Annotated in this window: 7 protein-coding genes, 9 tRNA genes and 4 rRNA genes; 8 read left to right on the forward strand and 12 right to left on the reverse strand. The window is 45.0% G+C overall.

Features of this window, described 5'->3' with window-relative positions:
* Window positions 1-66 precede the first annotated feature (66 nt).
* From vsple_RS12095 to vsple_RS12125, 7 genes are all read left to right on the forward strand, one after another.
* Window positions 67-1,692, forward strand: a complete 1,626-nt coding sequence (locus vsple_RS12095; protein ID WP_261882120.1) for a methyl-accepting chemotaxis protein — start codon at window positions 67-69, stop codon at window positions 1,690-1,692.
* Window positions 1,693-1,928: 236 nt separating this feature from the next.
* Window positions 1,929-2,004 (forward strand) — tRNA-Phe (locus vsple_RS12100).
* Window positions 2,005-2,062: 58 nt separating this feature from the next.
* Window positions 2,063-2,138 (forward strand) — tRNA-Thr (locus vsple_RS12105).
* Window positions 2,139-2,162: 24 nt separating this feature from the next.
* A tRNA-Asn gene (locus vsple_RS12110) sits at window positions 2,163-2,238 on the forward strand.
* Window positions 2,239-2,248: 10 nt separating this feature from the next.
* A tRNA-Thr gene (locus vsple_RS12115) sits at window positions 2,249-2,324 on the forward strand.
* A 36-nt stretch (window positions 2,325-2,360) separates the two neighbouring features.
* Window positions 2,361-2,436: transfer RNA gene (locus vsple_RS12120), tRNA-Asn, on the forward strand.
* Between the two features lie 316 nt (window positions 2,437-2,752).
* Window positions 2,753-4,003, forward strand: coding sequence for a DUF1835 domain-containing protein (locus vsple_RS12125; RefSeq protein WP_261882121.1), 1,251 nt, complete (start codon window positions 2,753-2,755; stop codon window positions 4,001-4,003).
* A gap of 216 nt (window positions 4,004-4,219) precedes the next feature.
* On the opposite strand, the gene vsple_RS12130 is transcribed toward vsple_RS12125, so the two are convergent.
* The 12 genes from vsple_RS12130 to vsple_RS12185 form a co-directional block, all read right to left on the reverse strand.
* Window positions 4,220-4,296: transfer RNA gene (locus vsple_RS12130), tRNA-Asp, on the reverse strand.
* A 30-nt stretch (window positions 4,297-4,326) separates the two neighbouring features.
* Window positions 4,327-4,442: ribosomal RNA gene (gene rrf / locus vsple_RS12135) — 5S ribosomal RNA — on the reverse strand.
* A 43-nt stretch (window positions 4,443-4,485) separates the two neighbouring features.
* A tRNA-Thr gene (locus vsple_RS12140) sits at window positions 4,486-4,561 on the reverse strand.
* Window positions 4,562-4,573: 12 nt separating this feature from the next.
* Window positions 4,574-4,689, reverse strand: a 5S ribosomal RNA gene (gene rrf / locus vsple_RS12145).
* A gap of 120 nt (window positions 4,690-4,809) precedes the next feature.
* A 23S ribosomal RNA gene (locus vsple_RS12150) occupies window positions 4,810-7,700 on the reverse strand.
* A gap of 324 nt (window positions 7,701-8,024) precedes the next feature.
* Window positions 8,025-8,100 (reverse strand) — tRNA-Glu (locus tag vsple_RS12155).
* A gap of 68 nt (window positions 8,101-8,168) precedes the next feature.
* A 16S ribosomal RNA gene (locus tag vsple_RS12160) occupies window positions 8,169-9,721 on the reverse strand.
* The 16S, 23S and 5S rRNA genes sit together here with 3 tRNA genes alongside, the layout of an rRNA operon.
* Window positions 9,722-10,311: 590 nt before the next feature.
* The gene (locus vsple_RS12165) at window positions 10,312-11,565 is read right to left on the reverse strand and encodes a cyclic di-GMP phosphodiesterase (RefSeq protein ID WP_261883168.1); all 1,254 of its coding nucleotides are present in this window, start codon (window positions 11,563-11,565) and stop codon (window positions 10,312-10,314) included.
* A gap of 82 nt (window positions 11,566-11,647) precedes the next feature.
* Entirely contained in the window at window positions 11,648-12,055 is a 408-nt protein-coding gene (locus vsple_RS12170; RefSeq protein ID WP_261882122.1) for a VOC family protein, read from the reverse strand.
* Between the two features lie 88 nt (window positions 12,056-12,143).
* Window positions 12,144-13,121 (reverse strand): GGDEF domain-containing protein, encoded by a 978-nt coding sequence (locus vsple_RS12175; protein WP_261882123.1) that lies wholly within the window; start codon window positions 13,119-13,121, stop codon window positions 12,144-12,146.
* Window positions 13,121-14,098 (reverse strand): response regulator, encoded by a 978-nt coding sequence (locus vsple_RS12180; RefSeq protein WP_255229856.1) that lies wholly within the window; start codon window positions 14,096-14,098, stop codon window positions 13,121-13,123. The genes vsple_RS12175 and vsple_RS12180 overlap by 1 nt, the downstream gene beginning before the upstream one ends.
* A gap of 786 nt (window positions 14,099-14,884) precedes the next feature.
* Window positions 14,885-14,969, reverse strand: a tRNA-Leu gene (locus vsple_RS12185).
* Between the two features lie 467 nt (window positions 14,970-15,436).
* On the opposite strand from vsple_RS12185, the gene vsple_RS21945 reads away from it, so the two are divergent.
* Window positions 15,437-16,726, forward strand: coding sequence for a methyl-accepting chemotaxis protein (locus tag vsple_RS21945; RefSeq protein ID WP_276540049.1), 1,290 nt, complete (start codon window positions 15,437-15,439; stop codon window positions 16,724-16,726).
* Window positions 16,727-16,866 lie beyond the last annotated feature (140 nt).

The raw sequence follows: 16,866 nt of genomic DNA on the forward strand, positions 1-16,866 counted from the left end.
GCCCTACACCACTTAGATTACTATCCGGTGAAACAGCTCGATTATTTTTATGCTGTGTGAGGAAACGTGAAATTAAAAACGCAAGCTTACATCTTATCTGCAATCATTTTGGTTGCCCTGTTAGCACTAACAGCCACTGGCCTTTGGACACTAAGAGTCGCCAGTAATATTGACAATAAAGCTCGTGTTACAGAGCTATTTAAGAGTGCCTACAGCATTCTCACAGAAGTGGAGAAAATGGCGATTGATGGCACCCTAGAAGAAGAGCAAGCTAAACAACTAGCAACACGCCTGTTACGCAGCAACATATATAAAAACAACGAATATGTGTATGTTGCAGACGAGAACATGACCTTTTTGGCAACGCCACTTGATCCCCAGCTACATGGAACCAGCTTTAATGACTTTAAAGATGGTGATGGCAATAGCGTTGGTCAACTTATCCAAAGAGTTATTGGCGATCGCACCGGACAGATTGTTGAATACACTTGGACTCAAAAACAGCCCGATGGAACCATTGAAGAGAAGCTGTCTATCGCAGAAAAGACACCACACTGGGGGTGGATTGTCGGTACAGGCATCGGTTTCAACGAGGTTAATGCTCGTTTCTGGTCAACAGCTCAATGGCAACTATTGCTCTGCTTGGCTATCGCAGGGGCAATCCTGTCCAGTTTAGTCTTCTCAATCAAACGTATGCTTGCCCTGCTAGGCGGTGAACCTAAAGATGTAAGAGCCGCTGTACAAGCTGTAGCGCAAGGTAAGATCCAAACATCATTCGATACCAAGCCAGAAGACGGCAGCATCTATCACGCAGTGCAGCAGATGAGTCAGTCACTGGCTGAGTTGGTTTCAAACTTGAATGCCTCTATGCTAGCGCTCCGTGGTGAGCTTCAGCACGTAGAAGACCGTGCAGGCTCGATAGCTCAGCTGACTGAAACTCAGCAGCAATCAACAGAAATGATCGCAACAGCAATGACTGAAATGGCGTCGTCTGCAAACAACGTCGCTGATTCAGCAGGCGATACAGCGCGTAACACCGACGAAGCGGACAAACAGAGTCAACATACCCAACGCCTCATCCATAACACGGTAGACAACATCCAGGGGCTTGCTGGCCAGCTCAATACAGCTAGCGAAGCGGTTGCTAATTTGGACAACGATGTAAACAACATCGTTAAAGTACTAGACGTAATTGGTGACATCGCAGAGCAAACTAACCTACTCGCTCTCAATGCTGCGATTGAAGCCGCACGTGCTGGTGAACAAGGCCGAGGATTTGCTGTTGTCGCAGACGAAGTTCGCAACCTAGCTGGCCGAACGCAAGACAGCACCAAAGAGATTCAGTTGATGATTAACAATCTTCAAGAAGGCTCTCGCAATGCCATTCAGACAATGGAAGTCTGTGCTGAAACAAGTCAAAGCACAGTAACAGAGTCTCAGAACGCATCAGAAGCCTTACAACAGATTGTGATTGCACTTGAGTCTATCTCTTCAATGAGTCATCAAATTGCGACAGCTGCAGCCGAGCAGACTCAAGTGAGCGACGACATATCTAAGCGCATCAATATGATCGAAGAGAGTGGCAATCAATTGAGTAGCGTGGTGACTGAAAGCCATAACAGCACTCAAACTCTAGCCTCACTTTCTAATGAACTTGAAGCCTGGGTTAATCGTTTTGAAGTAAAACACTAACTCACCATTCATTTGACTGACTAAAAAAGCACGTTTTCATACGTGCTTTTTTTTATTTAACCACTTTTTACGAGAGTTTAGACTCATACTGCATCTGGTTTAGCGCATGCTAGGCCTAGGTTTTTCGTACAAAATGGATAAAAACACCCCACTAAGTATAGAAAAACATCAAACAATACTTTTTTTGCAATTTAGTGTTGACCCAGAACCGGAAAACACGTTTAATACACCTCGTCGCCCGGATAGCTCAGTCGGTAGAGCAGAGGATTGAAAATCCTCGTGTCGGTGGTTCGATTCCGCCTCCGGGCACCACAATTTATTTGTTGGTGTCTATAAGACAACAGCAGTAAAGCACGAAGAAATTATCAGTGCCGACTTAGCTCAGTAGGTAGAGCAACTGACTTGTAATCAGTAGGTCACCAGTTCGATTCCGGTAGTCGGCACCATTTCTTTCAAGCTTTAAGAATAATTCCCCCTTAGTTCAGTTGGTAGAACGGCGGACTGTTAATCCGTATGTCGCAGGTTCGAGTCCCGCAGGGGGAGCCACATTTAGTGTGCCGACTTAGCTCAGTAGGTAGAGCAACTGACTTGTAATCAGTAGGTCACCAGTTCGATTCCGGTAGTCGGCACCATTTATATTATTGAGAAGATTTGTCTTCTTAAATAATTCCCCCTTAGTTCAGTTGGTAGAACGGCGGACTGTTAATCCGTATGTCGCAGGTTCGAGTCCCGCAGGGGGAGCCATTTTAGAGAAAGCCTCATCACACGATGAGGCTTTTTCGTATCTAATGCTCCTGCTTTATGCCAAAGCAATTCCACCGTTCAGTTACCGAATAGCCTAACCTGTCACACTCTCCATAGTATTAAATATCTCACAAACTCAGCCTGTTGCTTTCGTTATCTACTGCCTTCGTATATATTGGTCAAAGCGTTACCTGCGCTTCCTACTCGCGGAAAGAGTTAAACTCAAGGCCATCAAACTTCTCCCTCTTGGGAAACTACAATTTGATTTACCTTCTCTTCTGATCAGCGAGTGCAGAAGTTACGAGATGGTGAATATATGAATGCTTTTTCTCTCAACCTGACATACCTAAAAAAACACGCGAAATCTCGACTAAAACGAATCAGGTCGGGCTCAGTCGAAGACTTACGTTGGTTAGTCGCTCTACATCCTCAGCCTCTCCTATCTGCTGATAGCGTTAAGTTGGCAGACGTACATTTAGCATTAGCACGAGAGCTAGGGGTAAGTAGCTGGAGTAAGTTGTTATCTCATATTGATAGCCTGGACCGAAATAAAAGTTCAGATGGCGCTCCTCTACCTGCTTTAGACAATGACTTACAAACCCTACATGTACGTTGCGGTCATGATATACAGCCAACATTAGAACAAGCAGGATTCAATGGAGAGTTCCTCCCATACATAGAACCACTATGTATCGGCCCTTTATTTTTGGATGAGGAGACGCTTTCAGAGAACAGAGCAGAATATGTCTCTGATCGACTCCTATCTGAGATGAAAGAGGTAGAAAAGTCGCTTGAGCAAATAAAGTCTGAAGCGAAACAAGCGACGAGTAAACTCTTAGATAATGACTATCAACGTATTGTTTTATGGGTTGAACACGACAACTACGATCAATTGATGCTGATTAGATCTTTGTATCTACTTTCATACCAAAATATTACTAAGGTAGAGATTATCGAGGTGAGTACCTTCCCTGGTAGAGAAAGGTTCATCGGTTTAGGTCAACTACCTCCTGAAGCACTGCGTGCACTCTGGAATAGTAGAAAAAAAGTATCTGTAGAGCATATAACGGTAGCAACAGAATTATGGCAAGCTTTCTGTTCAAAGAGCCCTTTAAAGCTAGTCGAGTACTACCACAAAGTAGACCAAGGCCTTTTCCCTAATATTAGAGCAGTAATATTTAGACACTTACAGGAACTCCCCCACATAGACTCAAAGCATGGGTTAGTGGAACGCCTGACTATAGATATCTTAAAAAATGAAGAAGAGGGCCTAGAATTCAATGAACTGTTTAAACGCTATATGAAGCTAGAGCCTTTAGTATATTTAGGGGACCTCATGTTTTGGGCTCTCATTAAACCGTTAACTGAGGGCCCTGAGCCCATCTTGCAAGCCCAAAAGTCAGAGAGCAGAGATTGGTATAACAACCACATATCCCTCTCTAGCCCTGCCTACAATAGACGTAGTGAGATTGCAGACAAGTGGGTTGGCGGCATTCACCTTACCCCTAACAACTTTTGGAGTTGGGATCATCATGACTTAGCGACGCTCTCGCATCGGATTAAATAAGCGCCCGAATAGCTGGGGTCGCAGGCGACCGGGACTCGTTGGTCGAAGACCAAAATACCTACCCCTGAAACGACGAAAGCCTAGTCATGAGACTAGGCTTTCTGATAAGTGGCGGAATGGCCGGGGTTGCGGGCAACCGGGACTCGCCTCCCTTGTAAAGGGAGCTTTCTTGCAGACATAAAAAAACCCGACGCTTTCGCATCGGGTTAAATTAAGTGGCGGAGTGGACGGGACTCGAACCCGCGACCCCCGGCGTGACAGGCCGGTATTCTAACCAACTGAACTACCACTCCGCAGTGTCTATTCAGCTTAAAGCAATTTGAGCCTGACGATGTCCTACTCTCACATGGGGAAACCCCACACTACCATCGGCGCTATTGCGTTTCACTTCTGAGTTCGGCATGGAATCAGGTGGGTCCACAATGCTATGGTCGTCAAACAAATTCTGTAGTTAATTTGAAGTATCAAATCAACAAAATAAATGGTGCTAGTACCCAGATTTGAACTGGGGACCTCACCCTTACCAAGGGTGCGCTCTACCAACTGAGCCATACCAGCACAAAATTTGGAGCCTGGCGATGTCCTACTCTCACATGGGGAAGCCCCACACTACCATCGGCGCTATTGCGTTTCACTTCTGAGTTCGGCATGGAATCAGGTGGGTCCACAACGCTATGGTCGCCAAGCAAATTCTTTCTTCTCTGATTTTCTTTCAGAAAAGTAATCTGGAAAGCTGTTTCTTGTTCTCTTCAAACTCATTCAAGCGTTTGTATGTCTTGAGTCCATCAAAACCCCTTGGGTGTTGTATGGTTAAGCCTCACGGGCAATTAGTACAGGTTAGCTCAACGCCTCACAGCGCTTACACACCCTGCCTATCAACGTTCTAGTCTTGAACAACCCTTTAGGACGCTTAAAGCGCCAGGGAAGACTCATCTCAGGGCTCGCTTCCCGCTTAGATGCTTTCAGCGGTTATCGATTCCGAACTTAGCTACCGGGCAATGCCATTGGCATGACAACCCGAACACCAGAGGTTCGTCCACTCCGGTCCTCTCGTACTAGGAGCAGCCCCCTTCAATCTTCCAACGCCCACGGCAGATAGGGACCGAACTGTCTCACGACGTTCTAAACCCAGCTCGCGTACCACTTTAAATGGCGAACAGCCATACCCTTGGGACCGACTTCAGCCCCAGGATGTGATGAGCCGACATCGAGGTGCCAAACACCGCCGTCGATATGAACTCTTGGGCGGTATCAGCCTGTTATCCCCGGAGTACCTTTTATCCGTTGAGCGATGGCCCTTCCATTCAGAACCACCGGATCACTATGACCTGCTTTCGCACCTGCTCGAATTGTCATTCTCGCAGTCAAGCGGGCTTATGCCATTGCACTAACCTCACGATGTCCAACCGTGATTAGCCCACCTTCGTGCTCCTCCGTTACTCTTTGGGAGGAGACCGCCCCAGTCAAACTACCCACCAGGCACTGTCCGTAATCCCGATTCAGGGACCAACGTTAGAACATCAACACTACAAGGGTGGTATTTCAAGGACGACTCCACCACATCTAGCGACGCGGTTTCAAAGTCTCCCACCTATCCTACACATGTAGGGTCAATGTTCAGTGCCAAGCTGTAGTAAAGGTTCACGGGGTCTTTCCGTCTAGCCGCGGGTACACTGCATCTTCACAGCGATTTCAATTTCACTGAGTCTCGGGTGGAGACAGCGTGGCCATCATTACGCCATTCGTGCAGGTCGGAACTTACCCGACAAGGAATTTCGCTACCTTAGGACCGTTATAGTTACGGCCGCCGTTTACCGGGGCTTCGATCAAGAGCTTCGACCGAAGTCTAACCCCATCAATTAACCTTCCGGCACCGGGCAGGCGTCACACCGTATACGTCATCTTACGATTTTGCACAGTGCTGTGTTTTTAATAAACAGTTGCAGCCACCTGGTATCTGCGACTCTCGTCAGCTCCATCCGCGAGGGACTTCACCGATAAGAGCGTACCTTCTCCCGAAGTTACGGTACCATTTTGCCTAGTTCCTTCACCCGAGTTCTCTCAAGCGCCTTGGTATTCTCTACCCGACCACCTGTGTCGGTTTGGGGTACGATTCCTTACAATCTGAAGCTTAGAGGCTTTTCCTGGAAGCATGGCATCAATGACTTCACCACCGTAGTGGCTCGACATCGTATCTCAGCGTTAAGAAAGTCCGGATTTACCTAAACCTTCCGCCTACGTACTTGAACCTGGACAACCGTCGCCAGGCCCACCTAGCCTTCTCCGTCCCCCCATCGCAATTGTAAGAAGTACGGGAATATTAACCCGTTTCCCATCGACTACGCCTTTCGGCCTCGCCTTAGGGGTCGACTTACCCTGCCCCGATTAACGTTGGACAGGAACCCTTGGTCTTCCGGCGAGGGAGTTTTTCACTCCCTTTATCGTTACTCATGTCAGCATTCGCACTTCTGATACCTCCAGCAGCCCTTACAGACCACCTTCAACGGCTTACAGAACGCTCCCCTACCCCGCACACTAAAGTGTGCAGCCGCAGCTTCGGTGTATAGCTTAGCCCCGTTACATCTTCCGCGCAGGCCGACTCGACCAGTGAGCTATTACGCTTTCTTTAAATGATGGCTGCTTCTAAGCCAACATCCTGGCTGTCTGAGCCTTCCCACATCGTTTCCCACTTAGCTATACTTTGGGACCTTAGCTGGCGGTCTGGGTTGTTTCCCTCTCCACGACGGACGTTAGCACCCGCCGTGTGTCTCCCGGATAGTACTTACTGGTATTCGGAGTTTGCAAAGGGTTGGTAAGTCGGGATGACCCCCTAGCCTTAACAGTGCTCTACCCCCAGTAGTATTCGTCCGAGGCGCTACCTAAATAGCTTTCGGGGAGAACCAGCTATCTCCAGGTTTGATTGGCCTTTCACCCCTAGCCACAAGTCATCCGCTAATTTTTCAACATTAGTCGGTTCGGTCCTCCAGTTGATGTTACTCAACCTTCAACCTGCCCATGGCTAGATCACCTGGTTTCGGGTCTATATCCAGAGACTGAACGCCCAGTTAAGACTCGGTTTCCCTACGGCTCCCCTAAACGGTTAACCTTGCCACTGAATATAAGTCGCTGACCCATTATACAAAAGGTACGCAGTCACACCACGAAGGTGCTCCTACTGCTTGTACGTACACGGTTTCAGGTTCTATTTCACTCCCCTCACAGGGGTTCTTTTCGCCTTTCCCTCACGGTACTGGTTCACTATCGGTCAGTCAGTAGTATTTAGCCTTGGAGGATGGTCCCCCCATATTCAGACAGGATATCACGTGTCCCGCCCTACTCGATTTCACTGATTATGATGTGTCGGTTACGGGGCTATCACCCTTTATTGCGGCACTTTCCAGAGCCTTCACCTGCATCATTAAAAGCTTAAGGGCTAATCCAATTTCGCTCGCCGCTACTTTCGGAATCTCGGTTGATTTCTCTTCCTCGGGGTACTTAGATGTTTCAGTTCCCCCGGTTTGCCTCTTGTTGCTATGTATTCACAACAAGATACTTACTTATGTAAGTGGGTTTCCCCATTCGGAAATCCCAGACTCAAAAGGTTTTTACTACCTAATCTGGGCTTATCGCAAGTTAATACGTCCTTCGTCGCCTCTGACTGCCAAGGCATCCACCGTGTACGCTTAGTCACTTAACCATACAACCCGAAGAGGTTTCGAGTTGATGACTGTTTGCTTTCACTTTTCAAAGTGAAGACAAAATAGCAACCAAGGTTTTTGGTTGTAACAAGAAGGGTTAGTTCTTATTACGTGTTTGCCGGACTCAATTTTTAATACAAGACACTTGAATGTGTTTGTGTTGTGTTTACTGTTCTTAATAAATAAGAGCAGATAAACATTGAGAACTTTTAATTTGATTTAAATAACTCTGTTATTTAAATCAGTCAGCTTTCCAAATTGTTAAAGAGCAGATTTCTTAATGAAACCATTTTTAAAAGCACTATTAAAAATGCACTTAAAGATGGTATCCCGTAGGGGAGTCGAACCCCTGTTACCGCCGTGAAAGGGCGGTGTCCTAGGCCTCTAGACGAACGGGACACTAAGATATCTCTTAACTTTCTAAACCGTATCAATCTGTGTGGACACTTATCGTGAATATCTTCGTATAAGGAGGTGATCCAGCCCCAGGTTCCCCTAGGGCTACCTTGTTACGACTTCACCCCAGTCATGAACCACAAAGTGGTGAGCGTCCTCCCGAAGGTTAAACTACCCACTTCTTTTGCAGCCCACTCCCATGGTGTGACGGGCGGTGTGTACAAGGCCCGGGAACGTATTCACCGTAGCATTCTGATCTACGATTACTAGCGATTCCGACTTCATGGAGTCGAGTTGCAGACTCCAATCCGGACTACGACGCACTTTTTGGGATTCGCTCACTCTCGCGAGTTGGCTGCCCTCTGTATGCGCCATTGTAGCACGTGTGTAGCCCTACTCGTAAGGGCCATGATGACTTGACGTCGTCCCCACCTTCCTCCGGTTTATCACCGGCAGTCTCCCTGGAGTTCCCGACATGACTCGCTGGCAAACAAGGATAAGGGTTGCGCTCGTTGCGGGACTTAACCCAACATTTCACAACACGAGCTGACGACAGCCATGCAGCACCTGTCTCAGAGTTCCCGAAGGCACCAATCCATCTCTGGAAAGTTCTCTGGATGTCAAGAGTAGGTAAGGTTCTTCGCGTTGCATCGAATTAAACCACATGCTCCACCGCTTGTGCGGGCCCCCGTCAATTCATTTGAGTTTTAATCTTGCGACCGTACTCCCCAGGCGGTCTACTTAACGCGTTAGCTCCGAAAGCCACGGCTCAAGGCCACAACCTCCAAGTAGACATCGTTTACGGCGTGGACTACCAGGGTATCTAATCCTGTTTGCTCCCCACGCTTTCGCATCTGAGTGTCAGTATCTGTCCAGGGGGCCGCCTTCGCCACTGGTATTCCTTCAGATCTCTACGCATTTCACCGCTACACCTGAAATTCTACCCCCCTCTACAGTACTCTAGTTTGCCAGTTTCAAATGCAGTTCCGAGGTTGAGCCCCGGGCTTTCACATCTGACTTAACAAACCACCTGCATGCGCTTTACGCCCAGTAATTCCGATTAACGCTCGCACCCTCCGTATTACCGCGGCTGCTGGCACGGAGTTAGCCGGTGCTTCTTCTGCAGCTAACGTCAAGAAATGCCGCTATTAACGACACCCCCTTCCTCACTGCTGAAAGTACTTTACAACCCGAAGGCCTTCTTCATACACGCGGCATGGCTGCATCAGGCTTGCGCCCATTGTGCAATATTCCCCACTGCTGCCTCCCGTAGGAGTCTGGACCGTGTCTCAGTTCCAGTGTGGCTGATCATCCTCTCAGACCAGCTAGGGATCGTCGCCTTGGTGAGCCATTACCTCACCAACTAGCTAATCCCACCTAGGCATATCTTGACGCGAGAGGCCCGAAGGTCCCCCTCTTTGGCCCGTAGGCATCATGCGGTATTAGCCATCGTTTCCAATGGTTATCCCCCACATCAAGGCAATTTCCTAGGCATTACTCACCCGTCCGCCGCTCGACGCCGTTATCGTTCCCCGAAGGTTCAGATAACTCGTTTCCGCTCGACTTGCATGTGTTAGGCCTGCCGCCAGCGTTCAATCTGAGCCATGATCAAACTCTTCAATTTAAGATTTTGTTGACTCAATGAATACTGATTCTATCTAACGATAGTGAATTGACTGTGCTCTTATTGGTTTTCACTTTAAAAAGTGAAATCAAACAGCTCAAGGCTGTACCAATTCGAATTGGTCACTCAGTTCATTGAAATCATTTTGATTCCGAAGAATCTGTTTGCCTTTACTTTTAAAAGCGAAAACAAACTTAGTGATATTCATCAACGAGTGCCCACACAGATTGATAGGTTTAAATTGTTAAAGAGCTTTTCTTCGTTGTGACTTGCATCACTTCGGAAGAGGCGGCCATTCTAGCGACTCAATTCTCAGTGTCAAACACTTTTTGAAAATTAATTTCTACTTTCTAAAAGTAGAAGCGAAATATCGCTTTAGGCTAGTTGCCGAACTAACATTCTTCGCTGAAGCCTTGTGGCGTCTGCCGTGTCAGTGAGGCGGCATTATAGAGATGTTCCTTACATTGGCAAGCTTTTATTGAAGAAAAACAGAAAAATAGAGACTAAGCGACCAAATAGCATCCAAAGGCTCATTTGTACAAAAATATACGCACTTTTATACAAAATACCCACAACACTCTGTGGATAAGTTAGGCGTTATTATCAAAAAAGTACCTAATCCTAGCTCTTGGGTTTAAGTAGTCTTGTACTTGTTGCGGTAATTTACTCGGATGAACAGCACTAGAGATCTTTATATCTTTACTTGCTAGGTCGATGATCGGCGCTTGAGTACTAGGCACACTCGGATCATAAATCAAAACATTAGGGTAAAGGATATGGTCTGCATTTACTGAGATAACAATACCGATAGAGTCATTGGATAACTGGACTATCGTTCCTGGAGGGTAAACCCCCATTAACTTAACCAAGTGATTCAAGTTTTCGTGGCTATATAGATGCTTACAACTCTTATACAGATGAGACAACGCTAAGTATGGAATTTTTTGTTCCGCAGGGATCCTATTATGACACAGAGAATCAAAAGCATTCGCCACAGCTACGACTTTGGCAAACTCATCGATCTCATTTTCTTTGAGCCCTTCAGGGTATCCAGAACCATCATTCATTTCGTGATGCTGAGCAATCACTTTATGAACGCTTTCAGGCATACCTTCTATAGCACCTACTATATCTACACCGTATTTGGTATGCAGCTTTAAGTAGTTTGCTTCTGGTACAGTTAGAGCGGTTTGCTTTCGAAGAATAGCCACTGGGATTTTTACCTTTCCGATATCATGGAAAAGTGAACCCAACGCCAGCTCTTTTAATTGCTCACTACTGTACCCTTTGGCTTTGCCAATCATCAAAGCAATAACCGAGACATTAAGTGAATGAAAATAGAGGTCTTCAAATTCACCATTACCCGTCATTAAGTGTAGTGACACATTATCATCACTCAAAAATTTATCGACGATATCATCAACTAAAGACTTTACCTCTTCGGCAGCATCTAAAGGGCGATTTCTAATCTTAGTCATGATTGCGCGCATGCGAGCGAGAGAGCGTTCAAACTCTTTTTCACAATGGCTTACTTTACGGCGATAAGAACTCAAAGTTTCTATTCTCTCGCGTTTGTGTTTCCACATAGCCTCAACTTCTAATGAGGCATCTGACATTTCATCTGAAGAACCTAAACTCACTTGTTCCACAGGGAGTGGGGGCGTATCACTCTGACTGGGGTTTATGTAGACGTGCTTAATGCCAAGGTGACGGATAACTCGGACTTGTTCTTCATCTTTGATTTTGAAGCTATTGAATAAAAATGGGTGTTCATTCCACTTAACCGGTAATCGTATATGCAGACCCGGCTGAATACGGTCCACTGTAATCTTTATGCTGCCCATTTTATATATAACTTTGATTATACAACTCAATTTATAATTCTAATCAAATAGGGCAGCAATTTCACTATGCAACTTTACGCATCTATTTCATTAAGTCGCAATGTATCATCCAGCGAATACCAAACTTGTCTTCGACTTTGCCAAACCGCGCTCCCCAAAAGGTGTCTGCTAATGGCATCATCACTCTACCCCCTTGCTCAAGCTTCTCAAAGATCTGCTCCTGGGTGGCAACATCTTCTGTAACTAATGAGAGCGCGAGGTTATTGCCTTGTAACTCCTTGGCATGAACGCCATCCGACATCATTAACTTCATACCAAAGGCTTCAAATTCTGAGTGCATAATCCCATCGGGTTCAGCCCCTTCTACCACTTGTGGTGCATCTTTGAAATATTGCTTAGATAAGATGACGCCACCAAAACATTGTCTATAAAACTCTAAAGCTTCGTCGCAGCGTCCATCAAAAAATAGGTAAGGGGTCAGTTTCAGCATAGATATCTCCTTGTTGTCTACTTAAAACATAGACAACAGGAGATAAATTGAAAGGTAATCTTATGATTTATTTAGGATAAATCTGTATTTACTTAAGGAGAAGCTCATTAAATGGGAACAAGGTTGTTTGATTACGCCCAGATTGCTTCGACTGATAAAGAGCTTTGTCTGCAGATTCAAGCCACTCCAGATGACTTGCGGTACAAGAGGAAAGTTCACATACGCCAATACTAATGGTGAAGTTAATTGAGCCAGATGAGGTATCAACCGCGTACTTTTCGACTCTTTTACGCAGCCGTTCAGCAAAGTAATGTGCCTGATCGGCGGTTGTTCCTGGGAGGATAACCGTGAACTCTTCTCCGCCATAACGACCACATAGATCCGAGTTTCTTGCGGTTTTTTTCAATAACCGAGCGGTTTGTCGGATAACTTCATCTCCTGCACTATGACCATAGGTATCATTAACATTCTTAAAATGGTCAATATCAAATATCACTAACGCAGATGCTTGGGATTGCAACTTTGCACTTTCGAACTCTCGAGCGAGGCAAGACTCCCAAAACGCTCGATTAAACAACCCGGTTAATCCATCCGTACGGCTCATTGTTGATAAGCGTTCATTTGAGTCACGTAAATACAATTTGCTGCTAGCCACATCCGACACGTCTTGTACCATCAAGCAGACATGAGATACTCGCCCATTTAATGACGTTAATGGCGTCATTACTATGTTTTGATACATATTAATACGTTGATGTGACAGCGGTGAGTAATTTTTGAAATCAAAGATGTGAGGTCTGTCTTCCCAATTTGAAAAGATTCGACTTTTTAGTTCACTACAGGCAGATATTTGAGCTTTAAGCCACTCTTGAGGAAGATTAGGTACAACATCAAACAAGTTTTGATGAAGGATTCTATCACCATTAATGCCACTATAGCTCTGCATGAAGCTATTCCATAGACACACATTATGCTCGAGGTCTAGAACCACCAGCCCAACGTCAATAGTATCCATGACTTGTAAAGCCCAATGCAATTCGTCCATTTCGAAGGTGATCTGACTCATTACAACACCTCCATTAAACGGTATAAAGTCTCAACCGACTCACCATCTAAAAGCAGTAGCACTTCACATTCAAAATCCAAATTCTCAGCAAGGTAGGTAAACTCGACCGTGAATGCACTCTGTTCTACATGATGGACCGACAAGAACTCATCTCGTTCGTTTTTAGAGACAGTAACTGGCTGACGCAGAGAAAAATCGACCACCAGCTGGCTTGCTAAAGAGTTCAAATAGGTCGAAACCAATAAGTTAGCAATGTTGAGAATCATCTCATTATGGTTTGATTCACTCGTTGGAAAGCCTAACGCATGGCCTAACCCACCAATGTCCAGTCCTCGCATACATACTAAGGACTCACCATGAATACCATTCCCTACAAACCGTTGAGTCACCGCATGTATCGAGTCTCTATGTAAAGCGTCTGCAATGATCATATTCAGCTCACTCGCTTCAACAATCCCGACATTCGGTACTGGTAGATCGATAAACTTACCAATACGATCAGAAATCACTGCAGCACCTCGACCAAGCGCAATGTTGGTGATCTCTCGGAACTTACTGAGCGGATCGATATCAGGTTCTTCTTGAACCGAATGTTGCAATTGATCAGTGGTAGGATTTTTAAAAACGTAACTTTGAATAAGGCGAGTTATTTCGTCTTGATTAAATGGCTTGGCGATAAATGAAGAGGCACCCAGCTCCATGCACCGTCTTTTAGCTGCTTGCTGAACATCCCCTGAAATCACTACTACATCGGTACTTATCCCGTATTCTTGCAAATACTGAAGCACCTCATAACCATCCATCTCTGGCATAGTTAGGTCAAGAAACATCAGATCGATACTATTTTCAATGACTGTTGCGATCGCTTCACGCCCATTTGAACACATGAAGGTAACGATGCCGAAAGCTGCTGGAGAGATACAACGCTGAAGAGACTTTCTTGCTAGTGAGGAGTCGTCACAAATGACTATGTTCATGCCAATACTCGTATTTACGCGTAAAATTGAGAGCTTGCAGCTGAACAAGACTCACGATTGGATCTATCTGTTATTCAAGACAATGCTAATGTCGACTTCAAAACCTATGCTTTATACAAACGCTAGATTTTCGCTCATCATTTAAAGAAGTTATGACAGCATCATTATGATACAAAGCAGAAATGATACCAGTTTCTGATGTCCCCTTCTAAAGCGAACCTCTTAGTTTTTCGCCTTATTAATTATAAAACAATCAATAATTAATAAAATCTTACTTCCATTTATTAAACAAAATAGAGGGACGATGAAGCGACTTCACATGAAAAACCTAAGCAAGCAATTCTTAGGCTTGCTACCTTTTACTAGCGCTGAAAAACCGTACCCCACACTCCAAAAACGACAAAGGGTCGCTATAAAAGCGACCTTTCTATATATGGTACCGGTTAGGCGGACTGATTGGACAGGCATTCCTACCGCCACCACGAAGGCAACGCTTTCCAAGCTCCAGATACAACAAAGCCCCAACTTTCGTTGAGGCTCTGTCTTAAAATATGGTACCGGTAGGCGGACTGATTGGACAAGCATTCCTGCCGCCACCGCGAAGGTAACGCTTTCCAAGCTCCAGATACAACAAAGCCCCAACTTTCGTTGAGGCTCTGTCTTAAAATATGGTACCGGTAGGCGGACTGATTGGACAGGCATTCCTGCCGCCACCGCGAAGGTAACGCTTTCCAAGCTCCAGATACAACAAAGCCCCAACTTTCGTTGAGGCTCTGTCTTAAAATATGGTACCGGTAGGCGGACTTGAACCGCCACGCCCGAAGGCAACGGATTTTGAATCCGTCGTGTATACCAATTTCACCATACCGGCATTATCTGGGGGCTATTGCCCTTTCGATGTTTGGCATTATACGTATGCGTATGAATGTCGCAAGTATAAAAACTTGAAATTACGTGTGTTTGCCGATAATTTCGCCACCAGGCCATAAGCTGTGCCCTATGTCGCTTCCAACTGTTGGTGTTAACCCAGCGTCTTACGCGAGATTTTTAACGAAGTCTGAGCTATTCATGATGAAGAAACGACGGTGATACGCTCTCAGAGATAGATTTTAGATGAAGAAAATGGGCACTCTCTTTCACTACAAGGCAGGTAGTGCTGTCAACGGCATGAGAGGTATCAATGGTCTACAGCTCATGAAACTCCTGAAGATAATCGAATGCAATGTGATATGCTTCGCAAATAAAAGATTAGTCAAATTAAAAGGTCATAACTGTCTGATCGCAATAATTATACAAATGTCAGTAACCATTCCCCCTCTTATTAAGTAAGGTCAATTCATGTTTTTTTCTAAGAAGAAAGAGCTAGTGATAGAGTCCAGTCATTCGGATAATGTATACGATTCCTTAAAAAATCATATTGCATGGATCGAGTTCAACCTAGAAGGAATCATTCAAGACGCAAGCCCGTTGTTTTTGAGTGTGGTTGGATACTCGTTACACGAAGTTATTGGCAAACACCACAAAATTTTCTGTTCAGATAGCCATGTTTACTCATCTGTTTATAAGAGCTTTTGGAGAGATCTTGCTAATGGAACGACTAAAAAGGGAACCTTTGAAAGGATTAATAAGAAAGGTGAAATTGTCATTCTTGAAGCAACATATTTTCCGATTAAGAACTCCCAAGGCAGTGTTACTGGTATAGGAAAAATTGCTTCCGATATCACTGATTTTTACTATGAAAAACAGAGAAACGAAGCGCTTTTTTCAGCTTTAGATAAATCTCAAGCCATTATTGAATTTGACCCACAAGGAACCGTTCTTAAGGCAAATTCTAATTTCTTAAATACACTGGGCTATAGTGCCCATCAAGTAGAAGGCCAACATCATCGCATGTTCTGTTTTGATGATTTCTACAATGAAAACCCGCGCTTCTGGCAAGAGTTACAAAGTGGGCAGATTAAATCAGGGCTTTTCCAACGTCGTAGCTCTCATGGATCAAGAGTCTGGATCGAAGCGACATACAATCCAGTCATTGACGAGTCTGGGAATGTTGTAAAAATAGTAAAATTTTCAAGTGATATTACCGAGCGTATTGAACGAAATCGAGCTATCACCGAAGCGTCTGAGATAGCTTACTCAACATCAATAGAAACAGCGCAAATCGCTGAAGAGGGGTTGAGGCTTTTGGCCGATTCTGTGAAATCGTCATTGAATGTATCTCAGAAAGCAGTAGAAACGGCGCAAAAAGTCCAACAACTGAAAGATAGTTCGCAAAACATTCAAAACATCGTAGCAACCATACAGGGAATAGCTGATCAAACTAACCTTTTGGCACTGAACGCAGCCATCGAAGCAGCTAGAGCCGGTGAACATGGTAGAGGTTTTGCTGTTGTAGCAGACGAAGTACGCCAACTCGCTTCACGCACTTCAGATTCCACTGACGAGATTGTAAAAGTTGTTGAAGAGAATCAGGGATTAATCAATGAAGTCACGACTAGAATGACCGAAATGTCATTAATTTCAGAAGAAGGAAATGCCAAAATTACCGAAGTTTCTACGGTGATGGATGAAATCCACAAAGGGGCTGAAAATGTTTCAAGTACAGTAATGAGGCTGTCTGAGAGCTAACCATAATTATCGCTATAAACTAACCTCATTACATGTTGTGGTTAGTTTTTCGTTTTTGGTGAGAGCGAATGGCTTGGCAGAAAGGTAAATAAACATATTGAGCAAATCAAAAACCTGACGATGGGTATGTTTATCCAAAA

Origin of the sequence: Vibrio pelagius, assembly GCF_024347575.1 — a bacterium.
Lineage (GTDB): Bacteria > Pseudomonadota > Gammaproteobacteria > Enterobacterales > Vibrionaceae > Vibrio > Vibrio pelagius.

Excerpts from the sequence above, each read along its gene's own strand:
- vsple_RS12125 (WP_261882121.1), top strand. The coding sequence starts at position 2,753 with ATGAATGCTTTTTCTCTCAACCTGACATACCTAAAAAAACACGCGAAA.
- vsple_RS12165 (WP_261883168.1), bottom strand. The coding sequence starts at position 11,565 with ATGGGCAGCATAAAGATTACAGTGGACCGTATTCAGCCGGGTCTGCAT.
- vsple_RS12170 (WP_261882122.1), bottom strand. The coding sequence starts at position 12,055 with ATGCTGAAACTGACCCCTTACCTATTTTTTGATGGACGCTGCGACGAA.
- vsple_RS12175 (WP_261882123.1), bottom strand. The coding sequence starts at position 13,121 with ATGAGTCAGATCACCTTCGAAATGGACGAATTGCATTGGGCTTTACAA.
- vsple_RS12180 (WP_255229856.1), bottom strand. The coding sequence starts at position 14,098 with ATGAACATAGTCATTTGTGACGACTCCTCACTAGCAAGAAAGTCTCTT.
- vsple_RS21945 (WP_276540049.1), top strand. The coding sequence starts at position 15,437 with ATGTTTTTTTCTAAGAAGAAAGAGCTAGTGATAGAGTCCAGTCATTCG.